This window comes from Peptoniphilus grossensis, assembly GCF_001940285.1.
GTDB lineage: Bacteria > Bacillota > Clostridia > Tissierellales > Peptoniphilaceae > Peptoniphilus_A > Peptoniphilus_A faecalis.
Window position 1 is genome coordinate 1,460,762 of sequence record NZ_MJIH01000001.1, and the last position, 21,519, is coordinate 1,482,280.

A 21,519-nucleotide genomic window follows, 5' to 3' on the forward strand; every position below is an offset into this window, starting at 1 on the left:
ATATACATATTTATTATTTTATTATTGTTGTTTTTGATACAAACTTTTTATAAAAGAAAAATTAGCTATTACAAAGAAAAAATAATTGGAATATATAAAAATCTTTAAATAATTACATAAATAGATTTTGAAAAATAAGGGTATAAGATAAAAAAGGAGTTGGAAGAAGAAAAAAACTATAAAAATTCTGGAGAAAATAAAAATTATAAAAAATTATAAGGAGTGAAAAATGAAAGCAAGGAAGGAACAGAGTTCAATATTATGTTTATTTTTGTTATTTCTAATGATTTTGTCTACAATCCCTATCCAAACCTTTGCAGAGAAAGAAACTAGTCAAAATATTGTAAGGGAAAAAGAGGATCTAGTCAATAGTTTAAACTTGGTGGAAGGGACTGCCGATAAGGAAATCGCCGTAATTGTCTCACCTGAATTAGAAACTAGCAGTGAAACTGCTGATATTGCAATAGACGAAGTCCACTTTCCAGATCCGAAGTTTAGAGAATGTGTAAAAAAATATGATAAAAATAGTGATGGTATTCTTTCGCAAGAGGAATTGGATGCGGTTACAAATATTGATTGTGCTTCTAAAGGAATTAAAGACCTTAAGGGAGTAGAATATTTTACGAAACTTGAGGAGCTTGACTGCGAAACTAATTCTCTGAGAACCTTAGATCTAAGTAAGAATTTAACTCTTAAGAAACTTCATTGCGGGTACAATAGTCTAAGCACCTTAGACCTAAGCCATAACTCGACCCTTGAGGAGCTTAATTGCCGAGTTAATAGTATAAGTACATTAAACGTAAAAAATAATCCAGCTCTTAAGAAGCTTAATTGCTATACAAATAAATTAAGAACATTAAATATAAAAAACAACCCAGCTCTTGAGGAACTTAATTGCCATAAAAACAATCTAAGCACCTTAGACTTAAGTCAAAACTCTGCCCTCGTGGAACTTCATTGTGAGTACAACAATCTAAGCACTTTAGACCTAAGCAATAATCCGCAGCTTGAGGCTCTTTACTGTTTAGAAAACAATCTAAGTACTTTAGATATAAACAAGAACCCAGCCCTTAAGAAGCTTAATTGCCATACAAATAAATTAAGAACATTAAACATAAAAAACAATCCAGCTCTTGAGGAACTTAATTGCTATAAAAATAAATTAAGCACATTAAACGTAAGCAAGAATCCTATTCTTCGTGTACTTAATTGTGATTATAACAAAATAAGCACCTTAGACCTAAGCAAAAACCCGAACCTTGAAGAACTCGATTGTAACTACAATCAACTAACGAGCTTGGATTTAAGTAAAAATGAAAAAATAAATTCTTTTAATGGATATGATGAAGAATATCCAATTAAAGTCGATAAAAAAGACTTGAGCTTTGAGCTTACGAGCTTACCGGGAAATTTTAATCCTGCACTGACAAGCGACTGGGAAAAAGCTTCCGTCTTAGGTTCAATACTAAAGCTTCCTTCGTCAAAGCCTTCCTTTGTAAAATACAGATATAAAGTAATAGATAATTATACTTTACGTGTTACTTTAAAGGTTACTTATGCTGATAAAGTTGTAGCATCCTTTGATGCAGGAGAAGGAAGTGGCAAAATGGAAAGGGCTAAAGTTTTCAAGAATAGTAGCTATAAATTACCTGATTGTACTTTCACAGCCCCTGCTGGTAAAAGATTCAATGCTTGGGAAGTAAAGGGAGAGGAAAAGCAAGTTGGCGAAGAAATTACATTAAAAGAAGATATTACTGTAAAAGCCCTTTGGAAAGACAAACCAGTAGTACTAATGACAGAACCAAAGATAGACGATCCACAAAACTTAGGAACAAAGATACCGGACCCAGAGTATGCAAAAGTGGAATTCAAAGCAGGAGAAGGAGAGCTAGAAGGCATAACTAAGTACTATGTGTTAAAAGGACATTCACTAAGTGAATCAAGTGATTTTGCAGAACCAAAAGCAAGAAAAGCAGGTTCAACATTTAAAGTGTGGACACCAACCTTTGACAAAACTGCAAAGATAAAGGACAATACAAAATACATGGCAACTTTTGAAGAAATAAAATTTGACCCTAGTAATGTATTGTCTATTGAAGTAAAAGAACAGCCTACAAAATTGACATATTCAGATGGAGAAAACTTAAACCTTGATGGATTAGTAGTAAGTTTAAAAGATAATAAAGGATTGAAAAAAGATATAGCCTTTGCAGATTTTGACGCTAATAACATTAATGCAAATCCTGCAAGTGGAATTAAGTTAAGTCTATCCGATAATGAAAAAGCAATTACACTAACAAGGGGTAGCTTGCAAACTGAAACAGCCAAATTAAAAATAAATACCTTAGTAAAAGTAGTAACAGACCCTAAAGCTTCAGCAATAGAAGGCTATGCAAGAGTAATCTTTGATGCAACAGAAAAGGGAAAAATAGACGGAACAAATAGATACAAAGTACTAGACATCCTAAAGGGAACAACATGGGATAATGTAGAAGTAATAAGTGAAATTCCAGTAAAAGCTATCTACAATGATGGAACAAAAGAATTTAAAGAATGGGATAGCACAGTGCCAACAGATGGCAAAGTAGTATCACAAAAATTTGATGCAATTTACAAAGCAAAAGCAGTAATACCAGTAACACCTAATCCAAGTCTCGATGATAGTGACTCAGATTGTGAAAATTGGCACACACCTTTGTGGTCAAGTCATTCAGGTTCATCGTCAACGACAAGAGTAATAGCAAATGCGACAAATACAGCAAATAAATCCAATTCAGCAAAATCAGTTAAATTAGAAGTAAGATTAGCAATTGGTCTTGAAGTAATGAGAAAATCAACAGATGGTGTAGAAGAAAAGATAAAGATGGACGTTGCACCATTTATTGAAAAAAGCAGAACAATGTTGCCAATTAGATTTGTAGCAGAAGCCTTAGGATTTAATGTTCAATGGGACAATGAAAACAGAACAGTAATCCTAATAGACAAAGAAAATTTAGTAAAAATACCAGTAGATACAAAGGAAATAATCGTAAATGGAAAGGTTTATGAAAGTGATGTAAAACCAGTCCTTAGAAAGGACAGAACAATGTTACCAATAGCAAATATAGCTAGAGCATTGGGATTAAAAGATGGCAAGGATATCATCTGGAATGAAAATACAAAAGAAGTCGTCATAATGAGAGAAATTGGTAAATAATATTTAGCGGAAATTAAAAAGGCTTTATAATATCTATTATGGAGTGAAAGCTCTAATAGATATTACAAAGCCTTTAAATATTTTAAATATAATAGTTGTTATATCGCAATAAAGTAAGTAAAAATATGATACAACATCAAAAATATTAAGTGAAACAACTAGAAATTATTTAAGAAATAGATTTGATGTTATAAAGTAAAAAATTAATAGGATTATTCATATTTGTTTGAGTGTTATAGATATGTGAAAATCAGTGGAGGAAAGAATGAAAAAATCTGGAATAGTTGGCTAAGAGAGGCGATATTTATTTACAGTATTATCTATACAATCGCAACAATTATTAATAGTATTGCATACCTAATTCAGGGTATTAGATATGATCCAAGTGGTAATGGGCATGAACTCACAAGAGCATTGATAGTTTTTATTGGTATTATTGCTTATGGAATGGTGAAACATCTACCTATAAAAAATATATTTTTAAGAGTGGTAATTACATAAGTGGTTGCTTTAGCATGTGTATTTTTTACTGTATGGTTAACTCAGTTTGTTGAGCCTTTGACAAAAAGAGCATATAAAGACGTTTCTATAAATTATACAGGCTTGTTTATAGTTGTTGCTGTAATCGCAGTGATATTTCAAAAGATAAGGCAGAAGAAAGGAATATAATGATGGCTTCGTTATTTATGTAAATAATCATATAAATCACAGTTTGTCTAACTGAATAGAGCAATTTTAGAAATAGCAAATCAAATTGGTTTATTATTTTTGCCCAAAAGAGAAAAAAGGGACTTATGGAAGAAAAAGATAAAATAAGACCCATAGTAACTAATTATAGATATTGGAATACTGTAAATCTACATTTCAAGAGAACATACTAGGATAAAATACTAAAGCTAATCAAGAGAGAAATAGATAATATATAAAGTTTTAAAAGAAATTTCTTTTATGTCCTTGCGAGTATTTCCAAAGATGCTGTTATAAATTTTTGACTTATCTACATTTTTACAAAATTTAGAAATTCTATGTAGTTGACATCTTGGGAAATAGATGCTATTATGATATAAAATTTAAACTCAATAGGAAGAAGAGTAGCTTGTTGGAACTTTTACAGAGAACTTCGTTTGGTGAAAGAAGCAGAGGAAAAATAAGTGAACATGGTCTTTCTCGAGTGCTTGCTGATATTTAGGTGAGCACGGGTGCACCCGTTATAGTGCTAGAGTATGGTAGTACTTGAAGAGTCCTTTATCGCGAGATAAGGGAGAATTAAGGTGGTAACACGAAGCTTTCGTCCTTTTAAGGGCGGGAGCTTTTTTTATTAGACTCCTTGCAAGTACAAATTTTAGATGAGAGAGGAATAAAGAATGCCATTAATAATACCCAAGGATTTAATAGTTGAAGAAGTTTTAGAAAGAGAAAATATTTTTACAATGAGAGACTCTTGTGCAAGTAAGCAGGACATAAGGCCTCTTAACATAGCTATTGTAAATTTAATGCCTAAAAAGGAAGAGACAGAGCTTCAACTTTTGAGAATGTTGTCAAATACTGCCCTTCAAATAAATATTGACCTTATTAGGATGGAGTCCTATAATCCATCAAATAGCGATATTAAAAGGCTCAAGGCCTTTTACAAAACTTACGAAGACATAAAAAATAATAAGTATGACGCAATGATAATAACTGGTGCACCAATTGAAACTATTGCCTATGAGAAAATAAAATATTGGGAAGAACTAAAGACAATTTTTGAATTTGCAAAGGAAAATGTCTATTCCACAATGTTTATATGTTGGTCTGCACAAGCAGCTCTATATCATTATTACAATATCGAGCATAAAGTTTCAAAGGAGAAAATTTTTGGTGTATTTGAATTTGACAAGTTAAAGGAAAATAAAATCATTAAAGGCTTTGACGACACCTTTTTAGTTCCAACTTCAAGGCACACCTATGTAGACATAGAAGACTTTGAAGATTTTCCAGATTTAGAAGTTATAGCAGCAAGACCTGATACGGGAGTTTCTCTTGTTACAACAAAGGACGAGCGCTTTGTATTTAATTTTGGACACTGGGAGTACGACAAGTACACACTTCACGATGAATACATTAGAGATATTTCAAAGGGCAAAAAAATTAACCCACCTCAAAATTATTATGAAGACAATGATCCAAAAAAGGAAATAAAAATAAGGTGGAAATCTGCCGGAAATTTGTTTTTTTCCAACTGGCTCAACTACTGTGTATACCAAGAAACACCCTTTGCCATCGAGACTATTGAGGGAAAATCTGTTTCTAAATTTGGCGGGAGTTCTCTAAAGGATGCAGGTCAATTTGCAAAGGTTAAAAAAATAATTTTTTCCAAGGAAGATAGAGATGTAATAGTAGTTTCTGCTCCGGGAAGAAGATTTTCAAGTGATACAAAAATTACAGACGAATTAATTTCACTTGCAGATAAAAACTTAAAAATAGATGAACTCAATAAGATTATAAAATCTCTAGAAGAAGAATTAAGCGTGCAGAGAGTTTATAGGGATACTCAACTTAAAAAAATAAAAAAAAGATTTTTGTCTATTGCAGAAGATTTAAAGCTTGAAGAATTTTGGAAGGATGAATTACAATTTGTATTTGAGGAAATAGAAAACTCAGTGGATAAAGAATTTATAGTAAGTAGGGGCGAATATTTAAATGCAAAACTTCTCTCAAAATATTTAAATTATAGTTTTGTAGATGCCAAGGACATAATAATTTTTGACAATGATGGACAGGTAGATTTAGAAAAATCGAGAAATGCAATAAAAAAACATATTGGCGAAAACAAAAAAGTAGTTGTGCCAGGATTTTATGGAAGCGACAACAATGGAGATATAGTAACTTTTACAAGAGGTGGCAGCGACTACACGGGAAGCCTAATTGCCTACGCACTAGATTCAAAAGTTTATGAAAATTGGACAGATGTAAATGGGATAATGACATCTGATCCAAATCAAGATCCAAATGCAAAGACCATTGACAAACTAAATTTTAAAGAATTAAAAGAAATAATAGATAAGGGTGCACAGGTTTATCAAGGAGATGCAATAAAACCAGTGGAAGAAAAAAATATAACAATAAAAATATTAAATACAAATAATCCGAAAAACCATGGGACAATTATTAAGGATTGATTGATAGTTGCTGTAGAATTATATTTTACGGCAACTTTTATACCTTTAATTATGCAAAAAAGGCTCGCAATAGCAAGCCTTAATAAAATATAATTTAAAATTATAGGGATTCTGCAATTTTTTCGGTTAAGTCAATTACTCTTTCTGTATAACCCCATTCATTGTCATACCAAGAAATTAATTTAACCATTTTCCCATTAACTGTTGTAAGAAGTGAATCGAAAATTGAAGAGTGAGTGTTTCCAATAATATCGGAGGAAACAAGTTCATCTTCAGAATATTCTAGGATTCCTTTTAATTCATTTTCAGAAGCTTTTTTGATTGCAGCGTTGATTTCTTCGACAGTTGCCTCTTTTTCAAGTTCAAAGGTAACATCGACTAGCGAACCAGTTGGAACGGGAACTCTTAGTGCAAAACCAGTTAAAATACCATCAACTTCAGGAATTACTTTTCCAACAGCTTTTGCTGCACCAGTGGAAGTTGGAATGATATTTTCTGCACCCATTCTTGCACGTCTCATGTCCTTTTTGTGGACACCATCGTGGATGTTTTGGTCATTGGTGTATGCGTGAACTGTGGACATAAGTCCCTTCTTGATTCCGAAGTTTTCTAAAATAACCTTTGTAATTGGAGCAAGACAATTTGTAGTGCAGCTTGCATTGGAGACAATGTCGTGTTTTGTTGGATCGTACTTGTCGTCATTAACGCCCATTACAACAGTAAGCATGTCGCCCTTGCCTGGAGAAGTTAAAACGACTTTTTTTGCGCCACTTGTAAGGTGTCCTCTAGCTTTGTCTTCGTCTTTGAAAGCACCTGAAGAGTCGATAACAATGTCAACACCGAGCTTTTTCCAATTCATTTGATCTGGAGTTTTTGATTCAACAAAAGTAACTTTTTTTCCATTAATAATCATTCCGTCATCAGTAAATTCAATCTCACCTGGGAATTTTCTATAAATTGAATCGAATTTAAATAGGTGAGTTCTTTCTTTTAAAGTTTTTTCTAAATTTCTAACGGCTACATGAGTAACTTCGAAGTTAACATCATCATTTCTTAATGCCCAAATTCTAAGAGCGTCTCTGCCAATTCTTCCAAAGCCCATTATGCCAACATTTTTTTTCATAAAAAACCTCCGTAATCATTCAATGCTATAATTATTATAACACAAGTAGTAAAAAGTAAAATCTAATATTGTTTTAAAGATGAGGTAATAGATATCTTATTTGTAATAAAAGGGAAAGCTTGCAATGGAGTTTATAAAATTTCTAAAGATAAAGAGAAAATTATTATGGAAATAAATTGGAATTAGAAAATTTTAAAATATTTGTAGATGATTTTATAAATTATAATAAAAAATTAGGCTTGCCGACTCTATTGAAAATTTAAGTTATTTAAAATAGATTTTAACTTTAGGGTATTTTTAGCCTTTTTATTATAATAAAAGTGGAAAAAAAGTGAAATTTAAAATTTATTGTGATAATATATGTAAAAGGAAGTGACGATATGAATAGCGGTATTACGAGAGAAAATGCTTTAAAGCTTTTAAAAGAGTATAACAAAGATGAGTTTCACATTAGACATGCCCTTACTCTTGAAAGTGTAATGGGATACTTGGCAGAAGAGTATGATGCGGATAATGTGGACTTTTGGAAGATAGCAGGTCTGCTCCACGATGTTGATTATGAAAAATATCCCAAGGAGCATTTAAAAAACACTCCAGAAATCTTAAAGAGTGCTGGAGGAAGTGATGAACTTATTCACGCAATTTTATCTCATGGCTATGGTCTATGTTCAAATGTTTCTCCAGAGCTTTTTATGGAAAAAGTCCTCTATGCAACTGACGAGTTAACAGGACTTATTTATGCGGCATCACTTATGAGGCCATCTAAAAGCACAAAGGACATGAATTTAAAAAGTGTGAAGAAAAAGTTTAAGGACAAAAAATTTGCGGAAGGTTGCTCTCGTGACGTTATTAAAAGGGGAGCAGAAATTTTAGGCTGGGAGCTAGACAAATTAATAGAAAAAACTCTTGTTGCAATGCAAGCTAGAGAAGATTTTATTGAAGAAAATTTAAAAATCGAGATGAGTTGTTAAAAAAACAACAAAAATCGTATAAATTCGTTGATTAGAAAGTCTGGCTGTGTTAGAATTTATATGTTATAGAAATTTAAGGGAGGTAATAGTTTGCAAACTTTATTATCTATTATAATTATCGTTGCTAGCATTATTATAATAACAATAGTTGCACAAATGGAATCAGACCAAGCTGGTCTTGGAACTCTTCAAGGAGAAGAAACTACAACTTGGGGATCTCACAAGGGTTCAAGTAAAAAAGACATCCAAAATAAAATTGTCATTGGTTCAAGCGTCGTTTTTGCACTTGCACTTGTTATTTTAGCTGCAATCTAATTAAAATTTAAGGAGGATTAGAATGAATATTTTATATCTAGCTCCTATAGTCGGTGTTTTGGCACTTTTATTTGCTTTTTATAAGGCAAATTTTGTGTCAAAACAAGATGCTGGCAATGAAAGAATGAAGGAAATTTCTTCTTACATTTCAGAAGGAGCTATGGCATTTTTAACAAGAGAATATAAGGCTCTTGTTGTATTTGTTATTGTACTTGCAATTATATTGGCAGTAGGACTTAAATCAATTCCAACTGCTATTTGTTTTGTTGTTGGGGCTATCTTTTCAGTAGCTGCGGGCTATGTTGGTATGAAAGTTGCTACTAAGGCAAATGTTAGAACTACTAACGCAGCATGGAAAAGTGGTCTAGGTAAAGCACTTGATGTTGCCTTTTCAGGTGGTGTCGTAATGGGAATGTGCGTTGTTGGACTTGGAATTATTGGTATTACTTGTGCATATTTCTTTACAGGTGGACAAACTGAAATCATTACTGGTTTTTCACTTGGAGCATCTTCTATTGCACTTTTTGCAAGAGTTGGTGGCGGTATCTATACTAAGGCAGCAGATGTTGGGGCGGACCTTGTAGGTAAAGTTGAAGCGGGAATCCCAGAAGACGACCCAAGAAACCCGGCAGTTATCGCTGATAACGTTGGCGACAATGTTGGTGACGTTGCTGGAATGGGCGCTGACTTATTTGAATCTTATGTAGGAGCACTTTTATCAGTTATCACTCTTGGGGTAGTAGCCTATGGAAATGATGGAGTTACCTTTGGACTTCTTGTTGCAACAGTTGGTATTTTAGCATCAATTGTAGCCGCATTTTTTGTAAAGGGAGATAAGAATCCACAAAAAGCACTTAATGCAGGAGAATATGTATCAGCTGCCGTTACTATGGTTGCTTCAGCAGTTTTATCAAATGTAATTTTCGGAAGTTTTGCACCTTTTGCACCAGTTATCATTGGTATTGCAGTTGGTCTTATTATTTCTAAATTCACAGAATATTATACAGCTGACGATTATGCACCAGTTAAAAGAATTGGAGCTGAATCAGAAACGGGAGCGTCTACAAATATTATCGCTGGACTTTCTGTAGGTATGATGTCAACAGTAGGACCTATTATTGTAATAGCAATTGGAATTATCGCAGCTTATCTTGGAGCAGGCGGAGCTGAAAATTCAATTATTGGGCTTTACGGAATTTCACTAGCAGCTGTTGGCATGCTTTCAACAACGGGTATGACAATTGCCGTAGATGCTTACGGACCAATTGCCGATAACGCTGGTGGTATTGCAGAAATGTGTGAACTACCAGAAGATGTTCGTGAAATCACAGACTCACTTGACTCCGTTGGGAATACAACAGCAGCAATAGGAAAGGGATTTGCAATTGGATCAGCAGCACTTACTGCCCTTGCACTTTTCGTTTCTTATATCAACGCAACTGGACTAAGTGGAATTGACATTTCTAAACCAGAAGTTATAGCTGCAACATTTATAGGCGGCATGCTTCCCTTTGCCTTCTCTGCACTTACCATGTCAGCAGTAGGTAATGCAGCATCAGAAATGATTGACGAAGTAAGAAGACAATTTAGAGAAATTCCTGGAATCATGGAAGGCAAGGCAACTCCTGACTATGCAAAATGTGTAGATATATCAACAGGAGCAGCATTAAAGCAAATGATCGTGCCAGGACTTATCGCAGTAGTAGTTCCAATCATAGTAGGAATTTTACTAGGAACAGAAGCACTAGGTGGACTTCAAGCAGGAGCTCTTGTAACTGGAGTATTAATGGCAATCTTTATGTCAAATGCTGGTGGAGCTTGGGATAATGCTAAGAAATACATTGAAGGCGGAGCACATGGTGGAAAGGGTTCAGAAGCCCACAAAGCTGCTGTAACTGGAGACACAGTTGGAGACCCATTTAAAGATACATCAGGACCTTCTCTTAATATTCTAATTAAACTTATCACTGTTGTATCCCTTGTATTTGCACCACTATTTGTTGCATACGGCGGACTATTCTTATAAAAACAAATCTGTTAGAGAAATTCTCTAGCAGATTTTTTAGGTTGTAAAATACATGAAGGCTGTTATGAACATGGTAAAAAAATTGCAGATGTAATCAGATATTAATAGATCATATAGACAGGTATATTGATCCTATGACTGGTGGGCAAAGACAAATGGCTAAAATAGTTAGAAGTTATTTTGCATTTGAAAATTGGAGAGATGGATGTTAGATTATTGAAGAATAAAGGAAGGACTTTTTATGGGATTAAGGAGCAATTTAGAGAAAAGTCAAAAGGGAAGAAGGTTATTTTATCTTATTTCATTAATAATAATCGGTTTATTTGTATTAGATATTATTTTAATGAATTTAGATGAGCTAAACTTTTTAAATAAATTACATGGAAATATATACTTTCTGGATTCTTTTTTATTGTTTTTATCTGTTATAACTTTTATTTTAGGATTATTTTTTGTCAATAAAAATTGGACTGTTTGGGTAGTATTAGCACTGTTGCTGGCTCCGAATATTTTTGTGTTCATAGTGTTTTTTGGGTTTGCATCATTAAATTTATTTAAAGCCTTATCTGCATATCTTTATACAATAGTGGCTTGGTTTTTAAAGTTAATAAATGTGCTTTAAATCTCATCATATAGATACAGTAATTTATTAAAAGTCAATTTTTATGATTGGTACTTATTTTCATATGATGAATTGCAAATAAAATTGACAAGAAAAGATTTTTATACAATTTAGGTAGATAATGGGATGAAATATTTGGTTAATTTTAATGGAGGTATTTATTGATGCAAAAAAATTAGGAATACTTTTAATAATTATTTTATCTTTATCATCATTAATATACTTTAGGGGTAAAACTGATAATGAAAAGGTAGATGATAAGAGTAATTCCAATGTTATGAGCGAAGAAGTAAAAGCAAATATTATCAATAAAAATTCTAATGACCTTTATAGAGATGTAATCATTAGTAAAGATAACGACTTTCATGGAAGAAAATTGAATAGCCAGTTTTCTTTTACATTATTACTCGAAAAAGCTGATAAAATAAAATTTAAAGATCCTAAAGATTATAAAATAAATTTCAGATTATTGGAAGATGCAAATATTAGAGAATTTTATTAATATCAAATTCTTTCAGAAGATTTTGAATTGTATAAAGATTATCAAGGTATAGAACACTTTAGATTTTATTTAACTTATTCTATAAGAGAAGATTTTGGGAAATTAGAAAATAATAAATCGGATATTTACAGTTTGCATGGTGAAATAAATATAGAAGATATATGAGAACTCGTCTTAGAAATAAGATGAGTTTTTTAATTGAAAAAAACCACTGGCTAAGGCCAGTGGTTGTGGTTAATTTTTAGCAATCTATTGGGTCTAATAAATTATTTAATGTTTTTACATGAATTCCTGTGGCGTTCTTTGGTAGATATCCCTTAGCTTTGTTTCTGTAAGCTGTTGCGGCTATGTCAAGGTGAACCCAAGGTGTATTTTCCTTTACGAACTCCCCGACAAATAGTCCTGCTGTTACAGATCCTGCATCTCTTCCTGAAGTATTTTTGATGTCTGCGACTTCTGAATTGTTTAATTTTTTAAAGTCTTCATCATAAGGAAATGCCCAAATTTTTTCACCAGATAGCTTTGCAGCTTCAAGGACTTCTCTATAAAAATCTTCGTCATTTGTAACGGCACCTGTGTAAACTTCGCCAAGGGCAATTGTTACTGCTCCAGTAAGAGTTGCAAGGTCGATAATTTTTTCTGCACCAAGGTCATTTGTAGCGTAGTGAACTGCGTCGGCAAGGGTAATTCTTCCTTCGGCATCTGTGTTTGCAACTTCAATAGTAAGCCCCTTCATAGAGTCGATTACATCGCCTGATTTGTAAGATGTGCCTGAAATCATATTTTCACAAGCGGCAATAACTCCAACTACATTTACCTTTGCTTTGTTTTTTGCGAGAGCATACATTGTGCCAATTACAGTACCAGCACCACCCATGTCGCAGTGCATATAATTCATTCCAGAGGGAGATTTAATATTGTAGCCGCCAGAATCGTAAGTTAGCCCCTTGCCAACAAGGGCAATTTTTTCGGCGTCAGAATTTTTATATTCCATTACAATAAGTCTTGGACGGTTAGTCGCTCCAGCAGCAACTTTTAAAAAGGCCTTCATTCCAATTTTTTCAATTTCATCTTCTTCGTAAACACATACATTTACGCCGAGATTTTCTAATTTTTCAACTGCAATATTTGCAAGGCTCTCAGGATAAATTACATTGGCTCTTTCATTTACAAGATTTCTTGCTAGAAATACTCCGTCCATAATATTTTCCATTTTATTTAAACCTTCACGCAACTTTTCTTCAGGTCCTTTAAAAGCAGAGTAATTGACAGTGAGTTCAAAGTCTTCTTTTTTATGCTTGACATCGGTTTTTTTTGTAAATTCATATTCGCCATGACGAAGTCCTTCATAAGCTGCCATAATAGTTTTTCTATTGCAAATATTAAATTCTGGCATTTTTATTTCAACTTCGTGCTCTTCATTTTTTCTAAGAGTGTTTCCAAGTTTAAAGAAAATATTTCTTATGTCTTCAAGATCTATTTCATCGTCGCCAAGTCCAATAAAAACATGGGAGTCGCCTTCAATTATGGGAAGGTATAATATTTCATTAAATTGTCCATCAAATTTTTTCGATTCCAAAAATTTTTTAAATTCACTATTGATATCTTCATTTTTCTTTATGAAGTGGACCTTGAGTCCTCCTTCTTTATACAAATTAAATTTAATCATATTTCACCTCTACATTCATTATACATGAGATTTTAAAAAGGTCTAATTAAAAAATTTTATAATATAAAGGAAATTAACATTATTGTTTTTTTTAGATAAATTATGATATGATAAAATTATAAAATAATAGCATAAATTTAGTTGATAAAGTATTGGATTGGTGTTTTTTGGGTGGTGTTATAATGGGTAAAGAATTAAAAGCTTCAATAATGTTATTTTTCACATCAATAATTTGGGGACTTGCCTTTGTTGCACAGGCAGTCGGCATGGATCATATAGGGCCTTTAACCTTCACAGCAGTAAGATCACTCGTGGCAATAATATTTCTATACTTGACATATGTGTTTTTTAATAAGACATCAAAAACTTATAGAGAACAAAAATTTAGCATGTCTAGAACTATAAAGGGCGGAATATTATGTGGTTTTGTATTTACAATATCTATTAACCTTCAACAATTTGGTTTAGTTTATACAACGGCAGGTAAAGCAAGTTTTCTCACAGCATTATATATAGTATTTATTCCAATTATTAGCCTATTTTTGGGAAAGAAAATAAGTAAGAAACTATTAATTTGTATAATTTTTGCGATGATGGGAACTTATATAATGTCAGTAAAGGAAAGCATAAGCATTAATAGAGGCGACATAGTTACAATTATCAGTGCCTTTATTTTTGCAGTCCACATTTTAATTCTTTCAGAATTTTCCAAGGATACAAATGCAGTCTTGCTGTCTTTATTTCAATTTACAATTTGCGGAATAATTTCTTTTATCGGCGCAATTATTTTTGAAGGAATAGATATTGGTGCAATTTTAAAATCCTATGTATCAATTTTATATGTAGGAATTTTGTCTTCGGGTGTTGGCTTTACAATTCAGCTTATGGCATTAAAGGAGCTTGACCCAGTAATTGCATCTATGATTAGCTCCCTTGAATCAGTTTTTGGAGCAATATTTGGTTGGATTATTCTTTCACAAAGGATGAATGAAAGAGAAATAATTGGAGCTATAATCATTTTTATGGCGACTTTGATAGCTCAACTTCCAATTGAAGTTTATTTTAATAGAAGATTGAGGAAACATTGAAAATTTTCACAAGAATTTTATATTAATTAAAAAACATTTCACATTAATGATATATAATGTTTGAGAGGTGAAGATATGTCACTATTTGATAAATTTTTTGAAAAGGCTGGCAAAAAATTAATTACAATAGACGGAGAGTATGGCAGTGGAGCAAATGAAATTGCAAAAAAAGTTGCCGATAAATTAGGTTATGAGTTCTTTGATGAGAAATTAATTGAACTTATGAGCCTTGAAGGAAAAGTAAAGCCTGATGAAGTAAAAAAAGATGATTCCTTTTTACAAGGAACTATTTACGATTTGTACAAACAAAATTATTCCTATTCTCAAGAGGACATTGCGACTAATGATGCAGCCTTTCTCTTAGAATCAAGGACTATAAGGGAAATTGCAAAGGGTAAAAAAGCAGTGATTTTTGGCAAATGTAGTGACTTTGTTTTGGAGGATTTTCCAAAACTTTCTGTATTTATTTACGCATCTAGCGAATTTAAGGAAGAGCGAATTTTAAACACTTATAATGTAAAAAAAGACAAGCTTGAATTAAAGCTAGAACGTGAAAATAGTAGAAGGTCAAATCACTACGGTAGAAATACAGGAAAAGCATGGGGAGAAAGGTCAAATTACGATGTCTTAATTAATTCATCGGCCTTTGACTTTGAGAGCATTACAAATTTAATTGTAGATATGTCAAGAAATAAGAAATAAAATTATTTTAATCCCGACAAGAGTTGGGATTTTTTGTTTCCAATTTATATAAAGGATTTTGTAAAATGCAATATAATAGAAAGTAAAGTATTTAGTAAAAGATTTTATTAGAAGTTGTGAACTTTTTATTTTTATTAACTTTTATAAGGGTAGAATATTTCGAGGTGATTTAATGAATAATGATTTGGTTATAGAAAAAGTTATAAAAAATGTTGGTGTGATTTATTTAAATAGGCCAGAGAAGATAAATGCGCTAAATTTAGAAATGATAAATAAGATTCAAGAAATTTTAGAAAGATGGGAAAGTGACGAAAATATTAGAGTAGTTCTCTTTGATACTTTGACTAAAAAGGGATTTTGTTCAGGCGGTGATTTAAAGGAGCTTTACATTGACTATATAAATAATGACGAGTGCAAAGTGAAAAATAAATTTTTCGCCACTGAATTTGAGATGGACAAGTACATCGCTTCTTATAAAAAACCCGTTGTGAGCCATTGGACTGGAATTGTCATGGGTGGAGGCATTGGTCTTAGCATAAATTCAGATTTAATAATTTCAGATGAGAGTGTAATCTGGGCTATGCCAGAAACTAGTCTTGGATTTGTTCCAGATGTTGGCGTATGTAGTTTTATCTCCACTCTTCCACAAGCTTTAGGTCAATATGTTGGGCTAACAGGATCTAGTTTAGAATCTTCTGATTTAGTAAACTATGGTTTGGCAGATCTTTATATAAATTCAAGGAATTATACAAAATTAGTTGAAAAGCTTTTTGAATTTTCAGAAATCTATAGTGGCAAGGAGTTAATAAAAAAACTAAAAATTGAAGGTAGAAAATATAAATTAGAGCCAAGAGAAACTTCTGTAACTAAAAGCTTAGAAAAAATTGAGAAATATTTTTCAGAGGAAAGTGTAGTTGAGATTTACAAAATTTTAGAAAATAATTTAGATGAGGATTTTGCAAGAAAAACCTATGAAATATTAAAAGAAAGATCACAACTTATGCTTGCCGTGCAATTTGAAAAGTATTTTGTATGTAAAAATTTAAGTTATCATGAAACAGTGGATCTTGATCTGAAAGTTTTAAATTATTCAGTGGAAATTGGCGAGATGCAAGAGGGAGCAAGGGCAAAAGTTATAGACAAAGGTAGCAAGCCAAATTGGAGTACGAAGTCTATAGAAGATGTAAATATGGACGAAGTAAAAAAATTACTTGGACTGGAAAAAACTTATAGCGAAAGGAAAAACTCATAAATACAAATTTTTAATAAGAAGGCATTCGTAGGAATGCCCTTTTTATTTCAAAGAATTGTCCTTTGTAACATTTATTTTGTATTCACTTAGAATTGTATCGCCCAAGAGAATTTCTTCAATTGCTTTTTTAGCTTCCTCATCAGCTTGATTTAACAAACCCTTTTCAATTGCCTTGTATTCAACATCTTTCTTTTGGTCTTTTGAAAAATTATTGTAGTCCTCGATGTCGATTCTGTTAAAAATAGATTCTCTCTCATCAAAAACCTTTAGCGAATCTTCGTAAATTTCATGACTCAAAATTTTTGCAGCTGGAATTTGTATTTCAATACTTTTTTTGTCAAGGCTTATTTTCATTTTATTGAGGTCTATCCCTGCGTTTATAACTCCATCATAGGATACTATAAACTTTTTTGATGTAAAGGGAATTTTGTAGCCGTAAAAAGTATTTTGATTTTCAAATTGACCCATATTTGTGTAATGATATTTAAGGGTAGTAAGTTCCTTAGCCGACATTATTTTATTAGCAATTAAACTGGCAGTAATATTTGGTTTCATTTCACTTTTCATAGTTTTTTTGCCGGCGAAAAATGTGGCAGTAAGAGCAATGGCAAGAAGTAATACCAAGATAATTAACTTTTTTAATTTTTTCATAAACTCTCCTTTTTCACAAAATTATAACATAAAAAATAAAAAAAGTCTGAAAATTTGTTATTCCTTACATTTTTCTGTTATAATCACGAGTTCTTTGATATAATTAGTCTAAAAGATATGGAGGAAGATGTTAATGGACGATGGCGCCTTGTGGGCTAAACTCATATTAATCGCAATACTTACGAGCATAAATGCATTTTTTGCATCAGCTGAAATGGCAATGGTTTCAGTGAATAACAACAAAATCAAAGAAATGGCAGAAGAAGGAGACAAAAGGGCGAAGACACTTATGTCAATCTCAGCAGATCAAACGAGATTTTTGTCCACAATACAAGTGGCAATAACTCTTGCGGGATTTTTCTCATCTGGTTCTGCGGCAACAAGTATTTCACAAGTCTTTGGAGTATTCTTGAGAGAAAGGGGAATACCCTATGGGAACACAGTGTCCTTTATTTTTGTTACACTTTTACTATCCTATATAACACTTGTATTTGGAGAACTTGTGCCAAAGAGAATTGCACTTCAAAATTCAGAAAAAGTTGCACTAAAATCAAGTGGTATAATTGCCTTTGCCTCAAAAATATTTTATCCCTTTGTAAAATTGCTATCACTGTCGACGGTCTTAGTATTAAAAATCATGGGAAAATATTCAGAAGATGTTGAAGAAAAAATTTCAGAAGAAGAATTAAAATCCTATATAAAAGTATCGACTCAGCAGGGAGTAATAAACTCAGCTGGTGAAGAAATGATAGTAAATATAATGGACTTTGATGACAAATTGGCTTATGAAATAATGACGCCGAGGACATCAATTTACATGGTTGACTATGACGAATTTACCACAGATACAGTTGAAGAAATACTAAAAAAAGGTTACTCTAGGATGCCTGTCTTTAGAGAAAATACAGATAATATCCTTGGAACAGTTTACATCAAAGACCTCTTCGTAGAATACGCAAAAAATGATTATGAATCAATTAACCTAGATAATTGCATCAAGTCCCCTTATTTTGTGCCGGAAACAAAAAAATAGACATGCTTTTAAAAGAACTGCAATCCTCAAAAAATTATGTAGCAATACTAATTGACGAGTATGGTGGATTTTCAGGCATGGTAACAGTGGAAGACATAGTAGAAGAAATTGTCGGCGAAATAGAAGATGAATACGACGAAGATATTCGCAGCGTGGAAAAAATTTCAGAAAACGAATATATAGTAGATGGAGCTATGGATATTGAAGACATAAATGACGCAATAGGGACATCACTTTATTCAGAAAATCACGAAACAATTTCAGGGCTAATCATAGAAAAACTGGGATTCATACCAGAAGAAAATGAGAAGAAGAAACTTAGCGTAAAAACATCGGGTTGTATACTTACAGAATTAGCAGTAGCCGAAAAAAGAATAGTAAAGGCAAGCATAAAAATTATTCCCGAGGAACAGGAAGAAGCAAAAAAAGAATATAAAGAGTTTAACTCATAAACAATAAGACAGGGCAGCCTGTCTTTTTTATTTAGAAGTAAATATTTCGCATTAAAAATATAAAAATAATTATAGCTTTAAAAATTTATATAAGAAAACAATTGTGGTACAATTTAATAGGAGGGCATTGCTATATATTAATGTTTTTTCACATTAGGAGCAATGACCTATTATATTTAAGTAGAAGTTTAAATAGATATTTAAAAAAATATGAAGGAGGAAATAAAATGAATAGAGAAAATGCAATCAACATTTTAAGTGATTTAATTGAAATTAAAACTGTAAATGGAAATGAACTTGAGGTAGCAAATTACCTAAGGGATTTACTTCTCAAAAATGGAATTCAATCTGAACTTGTTAAGTTTGCAGAGAATAGGGCCAATCTCATCGCAGAAATAGAAAATGGTCCAGGGAAAACTTTAGTTTTAAGTGGGCATATGGATGTGGTATCTCCAGGAGATGAATCTCAGTGGACCTTTCCTCCTTTTGATGCCCATATTGAAGACGACGTGATTTGGGGCAGGGGTGCATCTGACATGAAGTCAGGGTTGGCGGCACTTACTATTGCTTTTATTGAAACTGCTAAGGAAAAGAATTTTTCTGGTAAAATCAAACTGATTGCAACTGTGGGAGAAGAAATAGGAGAACTTGGTGCCGAGCAACTTACTGACCTTGGTTATGTCGAGGATGTCGATGCAATTTTAATTGCAGAGCCATGTAATTTAGGAGTTGTATATGCTCATAAGGGATCACTTAATTATAAGGTAAGTTCAAAGGGTGTTGCAGCTCATTCCTCTACACCAGAGATAGGCAAAAATGCAGTTGAACACTTAAATAGAGCAATGAGTGAGATAAGTAAGCACTTTGAAAAGAGGGCAGAAGATTTCTCAAATGAAATGCTTGGAAAAATGACACATAGCATCACAGTTGTAAAGGGAGGGACACAGGTCAATTCTATACCTGATTTTGCAGAATTTGAGGCAAATGTGAGAACAATACCGGAATTAAAAAATCAACAGATCATTGAAGAAATTCAAGAGATTCTTGCAAGACTAAATAAAGAAAAGGACTTTGAACTTAATATGGAGGTAACAGCAAATCAGTCTCCTGTTCAGTCAGATCCAAATTCCAAGTTAGTCAAGACAATCATCGATGTTGTAAAGGAGATGCCAGATCTTTTGCCAATGAATTTAATGAAATCTATGGGAGAAGTGCTGGGCAAAGATTTGAGGGAAACCCTTGATGTATCTTTTTCTGAAATTAAACCTATGGCAGTTGCTGGAACAACAGATGCAGCTCAGTTTATGAAAGATAGATCAGACATAGAACTTGCCGTTTATGGACCGGGTATGCCAATGCTTAATCATAAAATAGATGAAAGACTTCCATTAAAACAATATATAGATTTCATTGAAGCTTATATAAGAATTATTAATAATTATATGAATGTTTAATTCTTTTAAAAAATAAATTTTTTGTGAAATTTATCTTTAAGAATAAAGGCAAATGAAAGAGAGAAATACTTGATAAATTTCATTATGTACTAATACTAATATATAAACTAAAAATATATTAAAAAAGGCTATGGAAACTTCCATGGCCTTAATTTTAGCATAAAACTTATATAAAATAGTTTTGATTCAATTTTTTTTATTTTATAAAAAAGGGCAGAAAAAATGCCGAGTTTTTCTCGGCGTTTAAAAGGAAATTAATTAAAAAAGTGTATTAAATAATCTGTTATTAGTTTAGCATAATAAATTTATAAATACAAGAAAAATTTTTAAAATTTTTGTAAAACTAGATTATTTTTTTATTTTTGTTGTGATAATTCTTGAGATTTTGTTATAAAAGCTTTATAAAGATTTAAAGCATCTTTATTATTATCTTCTATAATCATTGCTTCAGGATGAAATTGTAATCCTAAGAAATAGGATTTATCGGTTTTAACTATTGCTTCAATAGTTCCATCGTCAGCTTTTGCTAAAATGTCTAAATTTTTACCAAGATCTTTTATTGCTTGATGATGCCATGAGTTAACTTCCAATTTTCCAGATTTTCCCAATCCATCTGACAATATATTGTTTGGCAGAACATCAATTTCATGTTTTACAAAAACCTTTTTTTCAGGATCTCTATGAATAATATCAGTAGGCCTTTGAGTAATTATATCTTGATATAAAGAACCGCCAGATAAAACATTAGTAAGTTGCATTCCTCTGCAAGTTGCTAATGTAGGTTTGTCTTCTTCTAATAAAGCCTTGAGTAAAAACACATCAGAGCTATCTCTTCTAGGATTAATTTCTTCTAATTTTTCAATTGGATTTTCGTTGTAAAGATTTGGATTTAAATCATCTCCGCCAGTTACAACAACACCATCTACGTCTTTAATTTCCTTTTTAGCTTCATCTATGGATTTCATTTCCTTTAAAAATATAACTTTTGCTCCAGCTTTTCTAAGTGCATCGGCATACATTTGAGTATCGACATCAACTTTGTCTTTAGAATTTTTATCAACTTCATCAGTAGACCATGAAATTCCTATTGTGGGTGCATTTTTATTTTCTTTTTTTGAACAAGCTGTAAATGTGAACAGTGCTATTAGTAAAAAAGTGATATAAGTTATAATATTTTTTATGTTGTTTTTTCTCATGTAATGCTCCTTTATTAAATATTTTTACTAGTTTTACAATTTTTAGTATATCCTTATTCTAAATAAACAATCAAGACTTAAAAAATAAAAAAACAAAAAATAATTA

At 32.0% G+C, this 21,519-nt stretch carries 16 protein-coding genes, 2 pseudogenes and 1 other annotated feature; of the genes and pseudogenes, 14 read left to right on the forward strand and 4 right to left on the reverse strand.

What is annotated here, in order from left to right:
• The first annotated feature begins 229 nt into the window (after positions 1-229).
• The 3 genes and pseudogenes from BIV18_RS07090 (at position 230) to BIV18_RS07100 (ending at position 6,357) form a co-directional block, all read left to right on the forward strand.
• Positions 230-3,196 carry a stalk domain-containing protein gene (locus BIV18_RS07090; protein WP_075659938.1) on the forward strand — a complete coding sequence of 989 codons (2,967 nt, stop codon included), beginning with the start codon at positions 230-232 and terminating at the stop codon, positions 3,194-3,196.
• 243 nt (positions 3,197-3,439) lie between these two features.
• A pseudogene (locus BIV18_RS11370) lies at positions 3,440-3,865 on the forward strand (DUF6608 family protein).
• Between the two features lie 401 nt (positions 3,866-4,266).
• Positions 4,267-4,495 (forward strand) — a binding site (T-box leader).
• Between the two features lie 65 nt (positions 4,496-4,560).
• Complete coding sequence (locus BIV18_RS07100; RefSeq protein ID WP_075659939.1) at positions 4,561-6,357, forward strand: homoserine O-acetyltransferase/O-succinyltransferase family protein; 1,797 nt, start codon at positions 4,561-4,563, stop codon at positions 6,355-6,357.
• A 100-nt stretch (positions 6,358-6,457) separates the two neighbouring features.
• Here BIV18_RS07100 and gap read toward each other — a convergent pair whose 3' ends face one another.
• Positions 6,458-7,480, reverse strand: a complete 1,023-nt coding sequence (gap, locus tag BIV18_RS07105; protein ID WP_075659940.1) for a type I glyceraldehyde-3-phosphate dehydrogenase — start codon at positions 7,478-7,480, stop codon at positions 6,458-6,460.
• A 380-nt stretch (positions 7,481-7,860) separates the two neighbouring features.
• Between gap and BIV18_RS07110 the strand changes: the two genes are divergently transcribed.
• From BIV18_RS07110 to BIV18_RS10665, 6 genes are all read left to right on the forward strand, one after another.
• The gene (locus tag BIV18_RS07110) at positions 7,861-8,451 is read left to right on the forward strand and encodes an HDIG domain-containing metalloprotein (RefSeq protein WP_075659941.1); all 591 of its coding nucleotides are present in this window, start codon (positions 7,861-7,863) and stop codon (positions 8,449-8,451) included.
• Between the two features lie 90 nt (positions 8,452-8,541).
• Positions 8,542-8,766, forward strand: coding sequence for a preprotein translocase subunit SecG (locus BIV18_RS07115; RefSeq protein ID WP_075659942.1), 225 nt, complete (start codon positions 8,542-8,544; stop codon positions 8,764-8,766).
• A 22-nt stretch (positions 8,767-8,788) separates the two neighbouring features.
• Positions 8,789-10,792: a sodium-translocating pyrophosphatase gene (locus BIV18_RS07120; protein WP_075659943.1), complete on the forward strand. Its 2,004-nt coding sequence runs from the start codon at positions 8,789-8,791 to the stop codon at positions 10,790-10,792.
• 241 nt (positions 10,793-11,033) lie between these two features.
• Complete coding sequence (locus tag BIV18_RS07125; RefSeq protein ID WP_075659944.1) at positions 11,034-11,414, forward strand: hypothetical protein; 381 nt, start codon at positions 11,034-11,036, stop codon at positions 11,412-11,414.
• A 148-nt stretch (positions 11,415-11,562) separates the two neighbouring features.
• Positions 11,563-11,916 carry a hypothetical protein gene (locus tag BIV18_RS07130; protein ID WP_075659945.1) on the forward strand — a complete coding sequence of 118 codons (354 nt, stop codon included), beginning with the start codon at positions 11,563-11,565 and terminating at the stop codon, positions 11,914-11,916.
• A gap of 27 nt (positions 11,917-11,943) precedes the next feature.
• Complete coding sequence (locus tag BIV18_RS10665; protein WP_178385780.1) at positions 11,944-12,081, forward strand: hypothetical protein; 138 nt, start codon at positions 11,944-11,946, stop codon at positions 12,079-12,081.
• A 76-nt stretch (positions 12,082-12,157) separates the two neighbouring features.
• Here BIV18_RS10665 and BIV18_RS07135 read toward each other — a convergent pair whose 3' ends face one another.
• On the reverse strand, positions 12,158-13,585 hold the full coding sequence (locus tag BIV18_RS07135) for a leucyl aminopeptidase (protein ID WP_075659946.1): 1,428 nt from the start codon (positions 13,583-13,585) through the stop codon (positions 12,158-12,160).
• Between the two features lie 182 nt (positions 13,586-13,767).
• Here BIV18_RS07135 and BIV18_RS07140 point away from each other — a divergent pair, with 182 nt between their 5' ends.
• The 3 genes from BIV18_RS07140 (at position 13,768) to BIV18_RS07150 (ending at position 16,627) form a co-directional block, all read left to right on the forward strand.
• Positions 13,768-14,673: a DMT family transporter gene (locus tag BIV18_RS07140; protein ID WP_075659947.1), complete on the forward strand. Its 906-nt coding sequence runs from the start codon at positions 13,768-13,770 to the stop codon at positions 14,671-14,673.
• Positions 14,674-14,748: 75 nt separating this feature from the next.
• Positions 14,749-15,375: a cytidylate kinase-like family protein gene (locus BIV18_RS07145; RefSeq protein ID WP_075659948.1), complete on the forward strand. Its 627-nt coding sequence runs from the start codon at positions 14,749-14,751 to the stop codon at positions 15,373-15,375.
• A gap of 184 nt (positions 15,376-15,559) precedes the next feature.
• Positions 15,560-16,627, forward strand: a complete 1,068-nt coding sequence (locus tag BIV18_RS07150) for an enoyl-CoA hydratase/isomerase family protein (protein WP_075660395.1) — start codon at positions 15,560-15,562, stop codon at positions 16,625-16,627.
• A gap of 42 nt (positions 16,628-16,669) precedes the next feature.
• On the opposite strand, the gene BIV18_RS07155 is transcribed toward BIV18_RS07150, so the two are convergent.
• Entirely contained in the window at positions 16,670-17,278 is a 609-nt protein-coding gene (locus BIV18_RS07155) for a DUF4230 domain-containing protein (protein ID WP_075659949.1), read from the reverse strand.
• Positions 17,279-17,411: 133 nt separating this feature from the next.
• On the opposite strand from BIV18_RS07155, the pseudogene BIV18_RS07160 reads away from it, so the two are divergent.
• Positions 17,412-18,763: pseudogene (locus BIV18_RS07160) on the forward strand (hemolysin family protein).
• Positions 18,764-18,990: 227 nt separating this feature from the next.
• Positions 18,991-20,217, forward strand: coding sequence for an ArgE/DapE family deacylase (locus BIV18_RS07165; RefSeq protein ID WP_075660396.1), 1,227 nt, complete (start codon positions 18,991-18,993; stop codon positions 20,215-20,217).
• A 356-nt stretch (positions 20,218-20,573) separates the two neighbouring features.
• On the opposite strand, the gene BIV18_RS07170 is transcribed toward BIV18_RS07165, so the two are convergent.
• A complete protein-coding gene (locus BIV18_RS07170; protein ID WP_075659950.1) occupies positions 20,574-21,413 on the reverse strand; it encodes a gamma-glutamyl-gamma-aminobutyrate hydrolase family protein in 840 nt (279 codons plus the stop codon).
• Positions 21,414-21,519: the final 106 nt, after the last annotated feature.